The sequence below is a fragment of the Martinezella calliandrae genome, from assembly GCF_030272695.1.
In the GTDB taxonomy this organism is placed as follows: Bacteria; Pseudomonadota; Alphaproteobacteria; order Rhizobiales; family Rhizobiaceae; genus Rhizobium; species Rhizobium calliandrae.
This window is the reverse complement of sequence record NZ_JARFYN010000025.1, coordinates 62651-77259: the sequence shown is the minus strand read 5'-3', so window position 1 is coordinate 77259 and position 14609 is coordinate 62651. Positions and strand designations below refer to the sequence as shown.

15 protein-coding genes are annotated in these 14609 nt (G+C 59.8%); 7 read left to right on the top strand and 8 right to left on the bottom strand.

Annotated features, from left to right (window positions below; all coding sequences use genetic code 11):
• Nucleotides 1-10: 10 nt before the first annotated feature.
• Entirely contained in the window at nucleotides 11-1186 is a 1176-nt protein-coding gene (locus PY650_RS19465) for a dihydrodipicolinate synthase family protein (RefSeq protein WP_285881164.1), read from the top strand.
• 30 nt (nucleotides 1187-1216) lie between these two features.
• On the top strand, nucleotides 1217-2041 hold the full coding sequence (locus PY650_RS19460; protein ID WP_285881163.1) for a sugar phosphate isomerase/epimerase family protein: 825 nt from the start codon (nucleotides 1217-1219) through the stop codon (nucleotides 2039-2041).
• 85 nt (nucleotides 2042-2126) lie between these two features.
• On the opposite strand, the gene PY650_RS19455 is transcribed toward PY650_RS19460, so the two are convergent.
• A complete protein-coding gene (locus tag PY650_RS19455; protein ID WP_285881162.1) occupies nucleotides 2127-3233 on the bottom strand; it encodes a branched-chain amino acid ABC transporter substrate-binding protein in 1107 nt (368 codons plus the stop codon).
• 233 nt (nucleotides 3234-3466) lie between these two features.
• A complete protein-coding gene (locus PY650_RS19450; RefSeq protein WP_285881160.1) occupies nucleotides 3467-4393 on the bottom strand; it encodes a cupin domain-containing protein in 927 nt (308 codons plus the stop codon).
• 124 nt (nucleotides 4394-4517) lie between these two features.
• Between PY650_RS19450 and PY650_RS19445 the strand changes: the two genes are divergently transcribed.
• Nucleotides 4518-4856, top strand: coding sequence for a carboxymuconolactone decarboxylase family protein (locus PY650_RS19445; RefSeq protein ID WP_285881159.1), 339 nt, complete (start codon nucleotides 4518-4520; stop codon nucleotides 4854-4856).
• Between the two features lie 89 nt (nucleotides 4857-4945).
• On the opposite strand, the gene PY650_RS37440 is transcribed toward PY650_RS19445, so the two are convergent.
• From PY650_RS37440 to PY650_RS19425, 4 genes are all read right to left on the bottom strand, one after another.
• Complete coding sequence (locus PY650_RS37440) at nucleotides 4946-5215, bottom strand: ATP-binding protein (RefSeq protein WP_432761552.1); 270 nt, start codon at nucleotides 5213-5215, stop codon at nucleotides 4946-4948.
• Nucleotides 5216-5604: 389 nt separating this feature from the next.
• A complete protein-coding gene (locus PY650_RS19435) occupies nucleotides 5605-6507 on the bottom strand; it encodes a hypothetical protein (RefSeq protein ID WP_285881158.1) in 903 nt (300 codons plus the stop codon).
• 1433 nt (nucleotides 6508-7940) lie between these two features.
• On the bottom strand, nucleotides 7941-8921 hold the full coding sequence (locus tag PY650_RS19430; protein ID WP_285881157.1) for a pyridoxamine 5'-phosphate oxidase family protein: 981 nt from the start codon (nucleotides 8919-8921) through the stop codon (nucleotides 7941-7943).
• A gap of 47 nt (nucleotides 8922-8968) precedes the next feature.
• Nucleotides 8969-9586 carry a glutathione S-transferase family protein gene (locus PY650_RS19425; protein WP_285881156.1) on the bottom strand — a complete coding sequence of 206 codons (618 nt, stop codon included), beginning with the start codon at nucleotides 9584-9586 and terminating at the stop codon, nucleotides 8969-8971.
• A gap of 119 nt (nucleotides 9587-9705) precedes the next feature.
• Between PY650_RS19425 and PY650_RS19420 the strand changes: the two genes are divergently transcribed.
• On the top strand, nucleotides 9706-10602 hold the full coding sequence (locus PY650_RS19420) for a LysR family transcriptional regulator (RefSeq protein ID WP_285881155.1): 897 nt from the start codon (nucleotides 9706-9708) through the stop codon (nucleotides 10600-10602).
• Nucleotides 10603-10626: 24 nt separating this feature from the next.
• Here PY650_RS19420 and PY650_RS19415 read toward each other — a convergent pair whose 3' ends face one another.
• Complete coding sequence (locus PY650_RS19415) at nucleotides 10627-11553, bottom strand: LysR family transcriptional regulator (RefSeq protein ID WP_285881154.1); 927 nt, start codon at nucleotides 11551-11553, stop codon at nucleotides 10627-10629.
• Between the two features lie 219 nt (nucleotides 11554-11772).
• Between PY650_RS19415 and PY650_RS19410 the strand changes: the two genes are divergently transcribed.
• The 3 genes from PY650_RS19410 (at nucleotide 11773) to PY650_RS19400 (ending at nucleotide 13834) form a co-directional block, all read left to right on the top strand.
• Nucleotides 11773-12486, top strand: a complete 714-nt coding sequence (locus PY650_RS19410; RefSeq protein WP_285881153.1) for an SDR family NAD(P)-dependent oxidoreductase — start codon at nucleotides 11773-11775, stop codon at nucleotides 12484-12486.
• Between the two features lie 58 nt (nucleotides 12487-12544).
• Complete coding sequence (locus tag PY650_RS19405) at nucleotides 12545-12784, top strand: tautomerase family protein (RefSeq protein WP_285881152.1); 240 nt, start codon at nucleotides 12545-12547, stop codon at nucleotides 12782-12784.
• A 105-nt stretch (nucleotides 12785-12889) separates the two neighbouring features.
• Nucleotides 12890-13834, top strand: a complete 945-nt coding sequence (locus PY650_RS19400) for a GlxA family transcriptional regulator (protein ID WP_285881151.1) — start codon at nucleotides 12890-12892, stop codon at nucleotides 13832-13834.
• A gap of 60 nt (nucleotides 13835-13894) precedes the next feature.
• Here PY650_RS19400 and PY650_RS19395 read toward each other — a convergent pair whose 3' ends face one another.
• Complete coding sequence (locus PY650_RS19395) at nucleotides 13895-14545, bottom strand: HD domain-containing protein (protein ID WP_285881150.1); 651 nt, start codon at nucleotides 14543-14545, stop codon at nucleotides 13895-13897.
• Nucleotides 14546-14609: the final 64 nt, after the last annotated feature.

Sequence of the window (14609 nt, the reverse complement as noted above, 5' to 3'; positions counted from 1 at the left end):
GGTTAAGACCATGACGAAGATCCTTCGTTTGCCCATGGCCGGCGGCATGCTTGCCGAATTCACCGTCGCCAACACGCCGCTTAGCCCTCCGGAGCGCCCGGCAGGCGGCCATCGTTTCAATCGCGTTGCCTTCGCGGCCGCCCATGTCGTCGTCGATCCCTTCGCCGACAACGATCCCTGGCTCGACCGTAACATCGATTGGGAGCGGACGATCGCTTTCCGTGAATATCTCTGGGATCTCGGATTTGGCGTGGCGGAAGCCATGGACACCGCACAGCGCGGCATGGGCCTCGACTGGGCCGGCGCCAAGGAGCTGATCACGCATGCGCAATCGGCCGCTCGCAATCGCTCGGATTCGCTGATCGCCTACGGTGCCGGCACCGATCATCTAGCACCGGGACCGGACGTCACCATCGATGACGTTATCCGCGCCTATGAGGAGCAGGCAGCCTTTGTCGAAGGCCAGGGCGGACGCATCATCCTGATGGCGAGCCGCGCACTTGCGGCCGCCGCCAAGGGTCCGGACGACTATATCCATGTCTATAATCGCATCCTCGGCCAAGTCCAACAGCCGGTGATCATTCACTGGCTCGGCTCGATGTTCGATCCGGCGCTGGCCGGCTATTGGGGTTCAGCCGACGATATGCATGCCATGGATACGGCAGTTGAGATCATAAACCACAACGCCGCCAAGGTGGATGGCGTCAAGATTTCGCTCCTGTCGGCGCAAAAAGAGATCGTCATGCGCCGTCGCCTCGACCCAGCGGTGAAAATGTATACCGGCGACGATTTCAACTACGCTGAACTGATCGCCGGGGACAATCAGGGCTATTCGCATGCGTTACTCGGTATCTTCGACGCGATTGCGCCGGCGGCCAGTGCCGCGCTCTCAAAGCTTGCCGAGGATAATTTCGAAGCCTTCCATCAGATGTTGGCGCCGACCGTTCCCTTGTCGCGCCATATCTTCAAGGCGCCGACGCGCTTCTACAAGACTGGCGTGGTCTTCCTCGCCTATCTCAACGGTTTCCAGGATCATTTCCAGATGCTGGGCGGTCAGCAAAGCACGCGCTCCATCGTGCACTTGTCGGAGCTATTTCGTCTGGCCGACACGGCGCGTGTCCTGAGGGATCCTGATCTCGCCATCCAGCGGATGAAGACGATCCTTGCAACGGTCGGTGTGGCCTAATCGGAAACCGGATCTGGGAGGATTATCAGAATGGCGTTATCGGGCCTTTCAATCAATCTTGCGACGGTGCGCCAGCAATATGACATGCGCCAGGCGGTCGAGGCCTGCCTGAAGCAGGATATCGCCGCGATCGCCCCCTGGCGCGATCAGGTGCATGCGATCGGGTTGTCGGAAGCAGCAAGGATTGTGTCGGACAACCGGCTGAAGGTCACCGGCCTTTGCCGCGGCGGCATGTTCCCGGCGGCCGACGCCGAAGGCCTGAAGGCGGCGATCGATGACAACAGGCGGGCGATCGACGAAGCGGCGGCGCTAAATGCCGATTGCCTCGTCCTTGTCGTCGGTGGTCTGCCGAAGGGTTCGAAGGATATCGTTCACGCTCGCGAAATGGTGGCTGATGGCATTGCGGCGATCCTGCCGCATGCGCGCAGCGCCGGCATTCCGTTGGCGATCGAACCACTGCATCCGATGTATGCTGCCGACCGCGCCTGCGTGAACACGCTGGAGCAGGCGCTCGATATTTGCGACCTGCTGGGCACGGGTGTCGGCGTCGCCGTCGACGTCTACCACGTCTGGTGGGACCCGAAGCTTTACGAACAGGTCGCGCGTGCTGGCGCCAAGGGCCAGATCCTGGCGCACCATATCTGCGACTGGCTGGTGCCGACCAAGGACCTGCTGCTCGATCGAGGCATGATGGGCGACGGCGTCATCGACCTGAAGCGCATTCGCGCTGCTGTCGAGAAGGCCGGATTTTCCGGTCCACAGGAAGTGGAGATCTTTTCGGAGGCGAATTGGTGGAAAAGGCCCGGCGAAGAGGTTCTGTCCACCTGTGTCGAGCGCTTCAGCACCGTTTGTTGATGGGGATCGTGAGCGCGATCAAGCGGACATAAAAATGCCGGGCCACGAATGGCCCGGCGAAGTTTGAAGAGGTGAGCCAAGCGGCTTATTCGACCGGAACGATCTTGCCGGCTTGCCACTTGTAGAGCGAGAAGGTCTGCGAGGTGAGGTCGCCGGTCTCGCCATAGGTGACTTTGCCGATGGCGGTTTCGATCGGTTCGCCGCTCTTCAATGCGGTTGCGACGGCTTGAGCGTCGTCGGCGCTGCCGGCCTTCTCGATGCCAGCCTTCAGCACCTGTACGGCCGCATAGGCGTTCAATGTGAAGGCCTCGGGCGGGATGTTGCGCTCCTGTAGCGCCTTTGCCGCTGTCTGCGAGTCCGGGTTCTTCAGCGCGTCGGAGGCGTTGGTGAAGATCGTCCCTGCGGCCGCTTCATTGCCGATCGCCCAAAATTCGGTGTTCGACAAGCCGTCGCCGCCGATGAGCTGCGCCTTGACCGAGATATCATGCAACTGACGAGCGAGCAGGCCGCCTTCGGGATGATAACCGCCGAAATAGATGACATCGACACCGGCGGCCTTGAGCTTCGACGTCAGCGCGCTGTAGTCCTTTTCGCCAGGGGTCAGGGAGTCGTTGAGAACTTCAGTGACGCCACCGGCGTTGAGCGTCGCCTTGAAGGCATCCGCTAGACCTTTGCCATAAGCGGCCTTGTCGTTGAGAATGGCGATCTTCTTGTCCTTGAAGTTCTTCAGGACATATTTCGCTGCAACGTCGGCCTGCTGGTCGTCACGGCCGCAGGTACGCAGAATATTGGTGAGGCCGCGCTTGGTGAGATCCGGCGCCGTCGCGGTCGGCGTCACCATGAGGATGCCGTTTTCGGCAAGCGCATCGGAGACCGGAATGGCGACGCCCGAGGTTACCGGGCCCACGACGAAACGAACGCCCTGACCGACGAAATCGTTGGCGACGGAGACGCCTTGCTTCGGATCGCCGGCATCGTCTCCAAGCTTCAGCACGACCTTCTGGCCGAGGATGCCGCCGGCCTTGTTGATCTCGTCAACGGCGGTCTGGGCGCCATTCTTGACCTGGTCGCCGTAAGCGGCGACGGGGCCGGTGAGCGGCGCGATCAGGCCAACCACGATATCGGCATGCGCGAGCGGCGCGAAGGCCAGCGAGGCGACAAACGTCGCGGCCGTCAATGTCTTCAGGTTCATTTTCTTTCTCCTTGGATGGGCGCGGCAGCGCCCTTTTAACCCGCCACAATGGCCTGTCGTGACGCGCGAACTGCCGTAAGGCGCCTGAAATCGGAGACAGGAAATGACATCGAGGCTGATGATCGCTTTCGGACATTTTTGACCTCAAAAGCGTTCACAAGGGCAGTTTCTGTAGGAATATTACTGCGATTCCGCAAGAAAATAACTGTGACAAGGACAATTTTGACGATTTTTCAGAAGTCTCCATCGAGGAATCGCCGCCGGAATTTGGCGGGCGTGACGCCGTTTTGGGCTTTGAAGGTCTTGCCGAATGCGGCTTCGGAATCGTAACCGACTTCGGCGGCTATATCGGCGATACTGCGTCTCGTTCCCCGCAATAGATCACTTGCAACCGACATCCTCAGCGCCGCCAGGAAATCGCCGACCGTCATTCCGGCGCGGGCCATGAATTGCCGCGCGTAGGTTGCGCGCGACATTGCCGAGAGGTTGGCTAGCCCTTCGATGGTCCAGTGGTGCCCCGGCGCCGCCATCGCGGCTCTTACCGATTTTTTCAAGCGCGGATCGGCAAGCAGTGCAAGCAGACCAGGCATACGGTCCGGCGCGGCGTCGCGTGTGCGCAGCGCCAGGATGAGCAAGCAGAGACACATGCCGGTGACGATCACCAGTGCGCCCGGCTGCTGGAGCACCGTTTCCTGACGCAGAAGGTCGACGAAAGTTCTGAGCATATCGCTATTTTGAAGGCTTGCCAGGGATGCGTGGAACGGATCCGGTAGCGAGCCGAGCAGCAGGTCGGACGATCCCGGCGCGCATTTGAAGTGACCGCAGAGGAGGTCGACATCGGCCGCCAGGCCGTTTTGCCTCAGCGGCAATATGCCCTCATGCGACACCATGAACGGTGCGGCAGGTTCGCTGGCATTGCCAAAGTTTTTGAGAATATGTGCGCTGCCGCGCGGAAACAGCAGGAAATCGCCGGCTTGCAGCACGATCTGTTCTCCGGAGCGCAGCCTGATGGTGCAGCTTCCGGCAAGGACGAGATGAAAGGGAAGCACACCCGCCTGCGCCGGTTCGTGATTGATATGAAATGTGCCTTCCAGCCTGCAGCGAATATCAAGTGTCGGCTGCAGGTGGGAGAGTTCGACGAGGCGGCTCAGTGTATCCATGGGATGAGACGATCGCGCTATGATATGAGCGTTTTGAGTATACAACGTATCAATGATCGAGGGCATAACTTATTCCAACAGCCGTGGCAATCGCGCCGCCGCTGAGATCACGAAGGAAATTGTCATGCTGAATTGGAAGGAATATCGCTCGCAGTTGCTCGGCCGCATCGGCGAGATCGCCAAGGTCGTACCGGAAACGATCAGGGGTTATCAGGCGTTATCTGCCGCCGGCCAGAAGACCAATTACCTCGATGCCAAGCAGCGCGAACTGATCGCCCTTGCCGTCGCCGTCACGCTGCGTTGCGATGGCTGTATCGTCGTCCACACGACAGAAGCAAAGAAGCATGGTGCCACCAAGGAAGAGATCGCCGAAGCCCTCGGCGTCGCCATCTCCGTCAATGCGGGCGCCGCTCTGGTCTATTCGGCCCGTGTCATGGATGCCGCCGAGGCGGTTGCCAGCTAACGCCTCACGATAAATGCACCAATACAAAGAGGCTCGATTGCAATGCGGGCCGCAATATCCATGCAGAAAAAGACCGAAACGTTTGGCTGTTAAGGCGCAATAGGCACCGCGATTTCGAACGCGGTGCCGTCGCGATCATTCTCCATCAACTTGGTCGAACCGCCGTGTGACTGCAGCATCGCTCGGGTGATATGGAGGCCCATTCCTGTTCCGCCGGCATCTCGTCGCGTGGAAAAGAACGGTTTTTCCTGTGCCGCGTGGCAAGGTCGAGGAAGCTTTGTGAAAGCGTTGCGATTTCGTGCGTGCCATAGATTTTGAGTGGCTGAATGGCTGCGTGCCGCCCCTGCCGATCTCTTCAGTTCGGGTGATTAGCTCGTTCGGCTTGATGGACGAGGATCTAGGAAATGGCGTTGTTCATCTATAGCCATATTATGCGCAAAAGTTCTATGGGGACATTCCCGGACAGAAGCTGTTCCCGGATGCTGGTACCAGCACCTCGCCATCGGGCAAAGTCATCATAACGGGGCATTCCCTGGGCGGTGGGTATTTGGATCCCAACCGTCCCTGACGCTCTACCTCCCGGTCGAAATATTGATGGTCCAGCGTCCCACCGATCACATGGATGCGACGAAGAAACTTTCGCAACACGTAAATCGCATCGACCTTGATTGGAGCGTGCGCAATGAAACATATTCATTCTATGGTTCAACTAGTCCACAAAGTGGATCGGCTGGCCGCTCCTTGCAGTCTAACTCGGACCGTTCGATCGGCTGTTTTCCGCTTCCGCGCGATCGCGTTTTCGCCGTTCACGGGATTTCGCAATCCGCCTTGCGTCTCGTAGTTCATCGAGCGTCGGCAACCACCAACCTCGGCTTCGCTCGTACTCGCCGGGAACCTCTCGGGCCGGCCATGTGCGGACGAGCTCTACCAGGGTCGCGGGTCGCCAGCCCGCCCAGACGTGGTCGTCGCCGACATTCGGGTAATGTTCGGCGATCTCCTCCAGATCGACGATCTCGCCCGTGACTTCGGTGACGATCACGATGCCGTATGCCGGGTTCGCCACCGGTCTCCCGGGCGGCGGAGGATCGTCACTTGATACTGGCATCCGGCGTTTCCGCCTTTCCGCGGTCCGACGTCGCGCCTTCGCTTCATCTTCGGTGCCCCTACGTGCTTCCGCACGCTTGCGACGCTCTTCTGGCTCGGCTCTCTTCGCCGCTTCTTCGATCGTCTTCCATCGATCCTGGAGATCGTCATACGATGCGAAGGGTATCTCCCAGACTCTGTCGTCGCGGTTCCATCGCGCGAAGGGGATCTGGCGCAGCTCGTCTACGACCGCGCGCGAGAACGGCGTCCGGATACGGAAACCACGATCATAGACCTGCAGATACGGACTGAGGATCGGCTCCCACTCGTAGGCATCGCGGCCCTTCTCCTCCTCGAAGGGAGACTGCCGAGTCGCTTCAGTGGCAAGCCATCGGTCGATACGACGTCGAGCGGTCTTGCCGGGCACCGTCCACGCCTGGTGGCTGTCGCTCCAGCGAGCGCGTGGGAACAGCTCTCGGAACCGCGCGATAGTCATTCGGTCGAAGCGAAAGGAGACCGTTTCGAAAGGCGGGTCGTCGTCTTGCTGTGATGGCTGCTCGTCAATCATGAGAGAGAAACGCTCCGGGGGAGCCGGGGTTGCGAGCTTTTGTCGCTTTGGATATGTTGCTGTGACGATTCAAAACAGCAGGAGGCGTGCAATGGCAGAATTTTTCATCTCCCACGCCGCCGCGGTCTGAAATCCAAGTGACCATCCGGGTTTGAAACCGGTCTAGTTCTCTTCACGCTGATAAGCTCGCGGTTAGGCATCTTCATGCAGCACGCGGCCCTTGGGCTCTCCAGCCCGGCCGTGTCTGCCTTCCCACGTATCGGAAGAAGGCGCGGCCGGTTTGCCGCGAGCCATAATGAAAAAACGTGTGTACACGAGCGCGGAGCTGAGGCTCGCGACTTGGAGCGTCCTGTCGATTTTGAACTTGTTCACCGTCCTGTCGACGGCGAGATGGCTTCCGCGTCGGACGACAAGACCTGAAAAATCCGCAGAGCTATCAGACTGGCTCAGGAAAGATATCGGACTGAATCATCTGGACTAGGACCAACCAAAGGCAATCCATTTCCTGGTTCCATCGATCCTGTTTTCGGATCACATTGGCCGATTTCAACGGCCGTGAAGCACAAAGGGCGCTCGACCTCGTCATGGGAGCGCCCTCGTCACCCGGACGTCCGCGCCCAGCGACGATCATGTCACTGCAATCGGCCATCGGTTTGGGTGGTACGTGATAATTGTGTGTTCGGGGCTTCGGTTTCAAGACCGAGCGTCAGCCGGCATACTCCTCGTACCAGAAAGCGAACGGAACGACGCTGTGACGTCAGAAAACCGCGCAGCATTCCAGCATGTCCTTTCAGCTGCCGAAAGTCGCGCGCCTTTAGACTATTCGGATTTCCGTGTGAAAACGCGTGAGAGCGTATCGTATCCAAATCTGTTTTCGCCGTTTAACGTCGTCACCAAATCGTGACGAAGTGGTGATCGGAGACATCATGGGGGCCGATCGCGGATGGCGCGCTGATCAGGCGTTTCGGTTTGATGGCCCTAGCTTTCGTTCATGACGTCTTTGAGGAGCTCTGCTGCGGTAAGGTGCGGGACGCGTTGCTGACTGATGGCTATGCTCAGATCAGTCTAGTACAGAGTTGATCCAGCAATTTTGCAAAGACGTCCCATTAAAAGCATCCGTGACCGGTTGAGATTGCAAGATGTTGGTCTTGGTCTGCCGCTCGTCTGCAGCAACATTTTCTTGCTGCGCTGTTCAGAAGTAACAGGGCGGCGGGCCTTCGCCACGACGCGCTCAGCCGCTCGTGCCGACGATTGTTTTTCGTTTGCCTTGCTTGCGGCCTTGGTGCCCTGTCCGGTTTCAAAATGCCGGTCGCGTTCATCGTATGGACGCGACAAGATGCGCGTGCGCAGCAGCGCCGGAGATACCTGAAGCTACGTCATGACCTGGCGCTTGAGGGGTAGAGCTGTGTCGCAAATCGACCGCTATGCCGGGTTCACCTGCCCCTGTCTTCCCAACGACCGGTCCTCAGCAAGCTAGGCGACCAACCATCCTGGCGAAATTTCCAGCGAAGCGGCAATGCTCCCGATCGACGGACGATCCGGCGAGGCGTGAAACGCCACAGCCGCTCCGCACCCTGAAAGGCAGCGATCTCCGGCGATTCCAGAACAACCTCCGCGTCGCCGGCCAGCTGCAGGAGCCCGCCGCTGTCAAAATCAGCAAAGACCAGTCCCGCCTTCGGATTGACGAGAAAATTGCCGAGCGTGTTGAAGAAGCGATTGCCGGCGAAATCCGGGATAGTCAGCACGCCATCGCTGCCGATGCGCACAAAGCCGGTCCTGCCGCCGCGATGCGATACGTCCACCTCCCTCGGCCCATCCTCTCGGTCGACATAGGAGGCGACGAAGAAAGTATCGGCACTCTTGATCATGTCTCTTGCCCTGCCGTCGAGCTCAGCAAGATGCAGCGCCGGTTGGTCCGTTCGCTCGGACGGATCGCGAACGAATTCGAAATCCCGTAGCTGAATATATTGCGGACAATTGCCGTAGGACTGGCCAACCGTGACATCGAAGCCGTCACTGCCTTGCCGGCGGATCGTGCCGTTCAAACGGTTGCGGCGGCGGGTATGAAGCTCGATACCGAGCATTCCGATAGCATCGCCATCGTTCATGCCCGCATCGATGGGATCGGCCGGATCGCGGTCGAGATCGACACCAAGCGTGTGGATGTCGGGGCTATGCAGAAAGCCCGGATGAGCGGCGCGCAGCGTCGCCCAGACATCACCGGCGGTATCGACGGCGCCAAGCACGATGAAGGGCAGTTGCGGATAGAAGTCGCGGTGCTGTTCGAGCAGATAGTTGCGCAGCACGCGTTGGCCCACTTCGCTCATCCGATCGGCCGCCCCGGCTTTCTTCTGCAGGGCGATTTCCCCAGCGTGCCAGGATGAGCCGTTTTCGGTTCCGTTCATGGTCAACATGATCCAATCCTTGAAAAAGGGGGAGGTCGATGCCTCCGCGAAAGGTCTCAGGCCACGTCGGCGATGCCGATCGGCGTCTTTTGGAAGGCGCAGAAGCCTGGAAGAGCTTCGACGCGGGCAAGCCAGGCGCTGACGTTGTGATATTGGAAACGGTCGACATTGCCCTCGGGCGATCGGGCGATGTAGCTATAGAGTGCCACATCGGCGATGGTTGGATGATCGGCAGCAATCCATTGACGCGTCGCAAGTTCATCATCGATCAGATTCAAGATGACATGGGCACGGGCGATCACCTCATCCGCGTCGAACTTCGCCCCGAAGATGGTGACGAGACGCGCAGCGCAAGGACCATAGGCGATCTCGCCGGAAGCGACCGAAAGCCATCGCTGCACGGCGGCCGTGCCCGCAGCATCGTCCGGCAACCAGCTCTTTTGCCGGTATTTCTTGGCAAGATAGACCAGGATAGCCGTGGAGTCGGCGACGATAGTGCCATTGTCGTCCAGCACCGGAACCTGACCGAAAGGATTGAGCGCCAGGAACGCCGGCGTCTTGTGCTCGCCATTGGCAAGGTCGACTTCGACGATATCGGCGTCGATGCCGATCAGCGAAGCGAACAGACGGGCGCGGTGGGAATGGCCGGACAGCGCATGGACGTATAGCTTCATGGTTTAGGTCTCCGAATGCAGTTATCTGGCTCGAAAATGATTGTTTCATCGGAAAATAGAACTGCCATAATGAACAAGAAACTATTCCGTTGCGTGGAATAATCTATAGGAGCGGTCGCTTGGATAAGCTGCAATGCATGAAGGTGCTGGTGAGGGTGGCCGATGCCGGCAGTTTCGCCGATGCGGCGCGGCAGTTGCATATGAGCCCGCCGGCCGTCACCCGCGCCGTGGCCTTTTTGGAGGAGGTCACCGGTGCGCGCTTGTTTTTGCGCTCGACGCGTTCGGTGAAGCTGACCGCGCAGGGCCACCACTATGTCGAGGATTGCCGCCGGGTCCTCGCCGATATCGATGAGGCCGAGGCGTCCGCCGGCGGCTCCTATGCAACGCCGTCCGGTGTGCTGACCGTCACCGCGCCGGTGCTCTTCGGGCAATACTACGTCATGCCCATCGTCACCGCGTTTCTGGCGCTGCATCCGGCGGTGACCGGGCGCGTGCTGCTCTTCGATCGGATCGTCAATCTGGTGGAGGAGGGGATCGATGTCGCCATTCGTATCGGCCACCTGACGGACTCCAGCTACAACGCTACCCGAGTGGGCACCGTGCGCCGCGTCGTCTGCGGTGCGCCGTCCTATTTCGAACGTCATGGCGTGCCGCAGACGCCGACTGATCTCGCCAGCCATACGATCATAGCGAGCACAGGATCGTCGGCGCCGCTCGATTGGCGGTTCGGTCCCGAAGCCAAACTGTCTCCTTCCCTTCATCCGCGCCTGTTCTGTAACACCGTCGGTGCGTCGATCTCGGCAGTCTTGAGCGGTTGGGGCTTGGCACGTCCGCTCTCCTATCAGGTCGCAAAGCCAATCGCCGATGGCCGGTTGCGTATCATTCTGGAGGAATACGAGGAGGAACCGCTGCCGATCCACGTGGTGCATCCCGAAGGCCGGCATGCCTCGGCAAAGACACGCGCCTTTGTCGATTTCGCCGTGGGGCAATTGCGGGCGGGACCGGCGATCCGTTAGCCCTTGGCCACCCTCGGAGCCGCTTCAGCTTTCCTGACACATCTTGGCGAAACGGCTGAATGCTGTCCGCAGTTGCGGAACGGCATCATCGACAAAGGCACGGACTTTCGGGACCGATAGACGGCCTTCGGGCACGACGACGTGAACCGGCAGCGGCGGTGCTTCATCCTTTGCCAGGATGATCCTCAATTCACCTCGGCTGACCTTCTCCGCGATATGGTAGGAGAAAACGCGGGTGAGGCCGTGGCCGGCGGCGACCGAGGCGATCACTGCGGCTATGCCGTTGACGACAAGCCGCGGGGAAAAATGGACAAGGCGTTGGGCCCCGTTTGGCGAGGTCGCCGGAAAGCTCCAACTCGTTTCGCCGAATTGGGCAAGCGCCACGCATTGGTGGTTGGCGAGATCGGCAGGCTCGGCGATCGGCGGATGGGCATCGAGGTAGGACGGCGCCGCGCAAATCACGCGACGCACTTCGCCGATCCTGATTGCCACCATGCTGGAGTCGGACAGATGCGCGATCCGCAGGCCGACGTCGATACCTTCGTCCACCAGACTGACCGGGCGGTCGAGCAACAATAGTTTCGCCTTGACCTCGGGATTGCTGTCGAGAAACGCATCGAGGATCGGCTGCACGATCGTTGCGCCGGCGATAAGCGGCGCGGTAATGGTCAGCAAGCCGCGTGGCGCCTTGGTTTCCCCCGCCGCCAGCAGATCCGCCTCCTCCATGTCGTTCAATACGCGCCGACAGGCAGCGGCATAGCGTTCTCCGGCCTCGCTCAGCCGAATTGTCCGGGTGGTTCGGTGCAGAAGCTGGACGCCGACATGGTGTTCCAACGATGTGATGGCGCGTGTGACCGCGGCGGCCGAACGCCCGAGCTTGCGGCCAGCGGCGGCCAGACTTCCTTCGTCCAGTGCCGTAACGAACACCTTCATAGCCTCGATACGATCCATATTATTCCCCCGTTCGCAATACTGACTTCCAGTAGGCGCTTATTCCGCCGATCCTCGCAATACATTACCTCTGTTGCAAGCGAGGCGGGAGCGCTTCGTCGGCCCTTCAAGGGCAATCGCAACATCGAAAAGAAGTTCAAGGCGTGCGGAACAAACCGCCACGGCGCAATTACCTGCGCCTTGTCAGCGGGCTTCCGCCCCTCTGAAGGAGAGAAGACAATGAGCAACGAACAAAAGGTCGCAATCATCACTGGTGCATCGCAGGGAATAGGTGCCGCCCTCGTGGCCGCCTATCGCAAGAACGGCTATGCCGTTGTTGCCAATTCCCGTTCGATCAAGCCGTCCTCGGACCCTTCGGTCGTCGTTGTCGATGGCGATGTCGGTGACAGAGCGGTTGCCGAACGCATCGTGAAGACGACGATGGAACGGTTCGGCCGCATCGATACCCTGGTCAACAACGCGGGCATTTTCATTGCCAAGCCGTTTACCGACTATACCGTCGAAGATTTCCGCAATGCCATGGCCGTCAATGTAGAAGGCTTCTTCCACATCTCGCAACTGGCCGCCGCTGAAATGCTGAAGCGCAAGAGCGGTCATATCGTCCAGATCACGACCACTCTGGTTGATCAGCCGATTGCTGGGGTTTCGGCCTCACTTGCCTCATTGACCAAAGGCGGCCTCGATGCCGTCACGCGGGCCCTCGCCATCGAATATGCCAAGAGCGGCATCCGCGTGAATGCGGTCGCGCCGGGCATTATCAAGACGCCGATGCATGCGCCGGAGACCCATGAATTTCTGGCGGCCCTGCACCCGGTCGGTCACATGGGCGACATCGCCGATATCGTCGATGCCGTTCTCTATCTTGAACAGGCAGGCTTTGTGACCGGTGAGACCCTGCATGTCGACGGTGGCCAGCACGCCGGTCGCTGGTAGATCGAACTTCAACAATGAGCGGCTGCCCAAAGCCGCCGCTCCGACGAGGAGACCACTCATGCCCTATGTCAACATCCAGGTAACGCGCGAAGGCACCGCACCGGGCGCCACCCGCACCACCGCCGAACAGAAAGCGGCCCTGATCAAGGGCGTCAGCGACCTACTCTTTGATGTTCTCGGCAAGCCGCAAAACACCACCTTTGTTGTCATCAACGAGGTGGAGATGGAAAGCTGGGGTGTCGGCGGCGTGCCGGTTGAGGAATACCGACGGCAGCTCGCTAGATCGGGCAGCAAATAGCAGCGCGCCTGTTGCGTTTTGTATACCGCAACACCTGCTATCGAATATACCGCATTCGATTGCTTATCTGATGGACGGAGTGCGGTTTCGATGAGATCGGTGGCGATGATCATTTTCCCGGAGGTGCAGGCTCTCGACGTCTCCGGTCCGATGGACGCATTCGTCGAAGCGAATGCGTTCATCGCTGAAGGTGAGGGATATCGCATGACTTTGATCGGCCCTGAGCGCCAGCCGTTCCGCGCCTCGAATGGCATGCTCCTGGCGCCTGATCTTACCTATGAGGAAGCAAAGCCTGGCTTCGACTTGGTGCTAGTCGCTGGAGGGTCGGGGCTTCCCGAAGCAGCACCCGACCCACGGTTGATCACCTGCCTACACGTGATTGTCGGCGCCGCTGCGCGTTACGGCTCGGTCTGTACCGGCGCCTTCGTGCTTGGTCATGCGGGTCTTCTGGAAGGGCGGCGGGTGACGACCCACTGGCAGAACGCGCCGGTCCTGGCGCGAATGTTTCCTGAGGCGAATGTCGATTTCGATCGCATCTACATCCGCGATGGCGCGCTTCTGACCTCGGCGGGTGTGACCGCAGGCATCGATCTTGCCCTGGCAATCATCAGTGAGGATCACGGTTCTGCCGTCGCGCTCGCCGTGGCTAAACGCCTCGTCGTCGTGGCGCAGCGTCAGGGCGGCCAGTCGCAGTTCAGTCCTTACCTTGCGGCGCCGGCGCAAGAGGGCTCTCCGATCGCCAAGGTCTATCAGCATGTCATGGCGCATCTGCGTGACCGCCTCTCGGTTGCCGACCTCGCAGAACAGGCCGGTATGAGCCCGCGCAATTTCGCCCGTGCCTTCGTGCAGCAGGTCCAAGTGACGCCGGCCGAGTTCGTGGAACAGGCACGCGTCGATGCGGCACGCAATCTTCTCGAAGGAAACGATATGGCGCTGAAGGCTATTGCCTTCGAATGTGGCTTTGGCAATGTTCAGCGCATGCGGCTGGTCTTTGCCAAACGCCTGGGGGTGACGCCGAACCAATATCGGGCGAGCTTCCGGCGAAGTTAGGCCCAAAGGAGTGGCCTCGCCGAGGCAATGTCCTGTGGGCGACGGGTTGGGATCGATGGATCAGCTATCCCAGGCCGAACCCATGATCATTTCAGCGAAATTCAGTCGCTTATAGGTCGGGTCCATGCGCTCGAGCACGTCGGCCTTGACGTTACCAAAGGTGGTTCCCGGCTTCTTGATCGTGCCGTAGCAGAAGGCCGAGAGGATGCCGTGCTTGAATTTCAGGCCGCGCGGATGGAAGGTGCAGACCTCATTGCGCTGCTCCTCGGTGAAATCGTGATAGGCAATGCCCAGCACGTCCATCTCAACGCCGGCAGTGACGAGAGCGACTGTCGGGCGCTTGTGCTGCGCAATACCGGGCGTCGTGTGCAGGGCAATCGAATCCCAGACATCGTCGACATCGCGCTCCAAGACGTCATAGGCCTTGAGAAAGTCACGGGCCGCGTTGGCGCCGTCGACCTCAAAACGCTCGGTCTCGCTGGCATAGGAGTCGAACAGGCCCATATCGTGGAACATGGTGCCGATATAAAGCAGTTCCGGATCGTATTTCAGCTTCTTGCGTTCGCCCGTCAGTGCGCCGAACAGGAAGACGCGGCGGGAATGGTGATAGAGCAGGTCGGTTTCGGTGTCGCGCACCAGCTCCGTCGCGGCCTTTGCCATCTGGCTGTCCGGTATCCTGACCCCGGCGATGATTTCGCTTCCCTGGGACATGGTCAAATCTCCTTATCGTGCCAATCAGCGGATGCGGAGATGATCGTGAAGGCGGCCTCTCATC

Coding starts and splice junctions, on each gene's coding strand:
- PY650_RS19455 (WP_285881162.1), bottom strand. CDS start 3,233: ATGAACCTGAAGACATTGACGGCCGCGACGTTTGTCGCCTCGCTGGCC.
- PY650_RS19415 (WP_285881154.1), bottom strand. CDS start 11,553: ATGGATCGTATCGAGGCTATGAAGGTGTTCGTTACGGCACTGGACGAA.
- PY650_RS19425 (WP_285881156.1), bottom strand. CDS start 9,586: ATGAAGCTATACGTCCATGCGCTGTCCGGCCATTCCCACCGCGCCCGT.
- PY650_RS19400 (WP_285881151.1), top strand. CDS start 12,890: ATGATCATTTTCCCGGAGGTGCAGGCTCTCGACGTCTCCGGTCCGATG.
- PY650_RS19445 (WP_285881159.1), top strand. CDS start 4,518: ATGCTGAATTGGAAGGAATATCGCTCGCAGTTGCTCGGCCGCATCGGC.
- PY650_RS19430 (WP_285881157.1), bottom strand. CDS start 8,921: ATGTTGACCATGAACGGAACCGAAAACGGCTCATCCTGGCACGCTGGG.
- PY650_RS19450 (WP_285881160.1), bottom strand. CDS start 4,393: ATGGATACACTGAGCCGCCTCGTCGAACTCTCCCACCTGCAGCCGACA.
- PY650_RS19405 (WP_285881152.1), top strand. CDS start 12,545: ATGCCCTATGTCAACATCCAGGTAACGCGCGAAGGCACCGCACCGGGC.
- PY650_RS19410 (WP_285881153.1), top strand. CDS start 11,773: ATGAGCAACGAACAAAAGGTCGCAATCATCACTGGTGCATCGCAGGGA.
- PY650_RS19465 (WP_285881164.1), top strand. CDS start 11: ATGACGAAGATCCTTCGTTTGCCCATGGCCGGCGGCATGCTTGCCGAA.
- PY650_RS19435 (WP_285881158.1), bottom strand. CDS start 6,507: ATGATTGACGAGCAGCCATCACAGCAAGACGACGACCCGCCTTTCGAA.
- PY650_RS19460 (WP_285881163.1), top strand. CDS start 1,217: ATGGCGTTATCGGGCCTTTCAATCAATCTTGCGACGGTGCGCCAGCAA.
- PY650_RS19395 (WP_285881150.1), bottom strand. CDS start 14,545: ATGTCCCAGGGAAGCGAAATCATCGCCGGGGTCAGGATACCGGACAGC.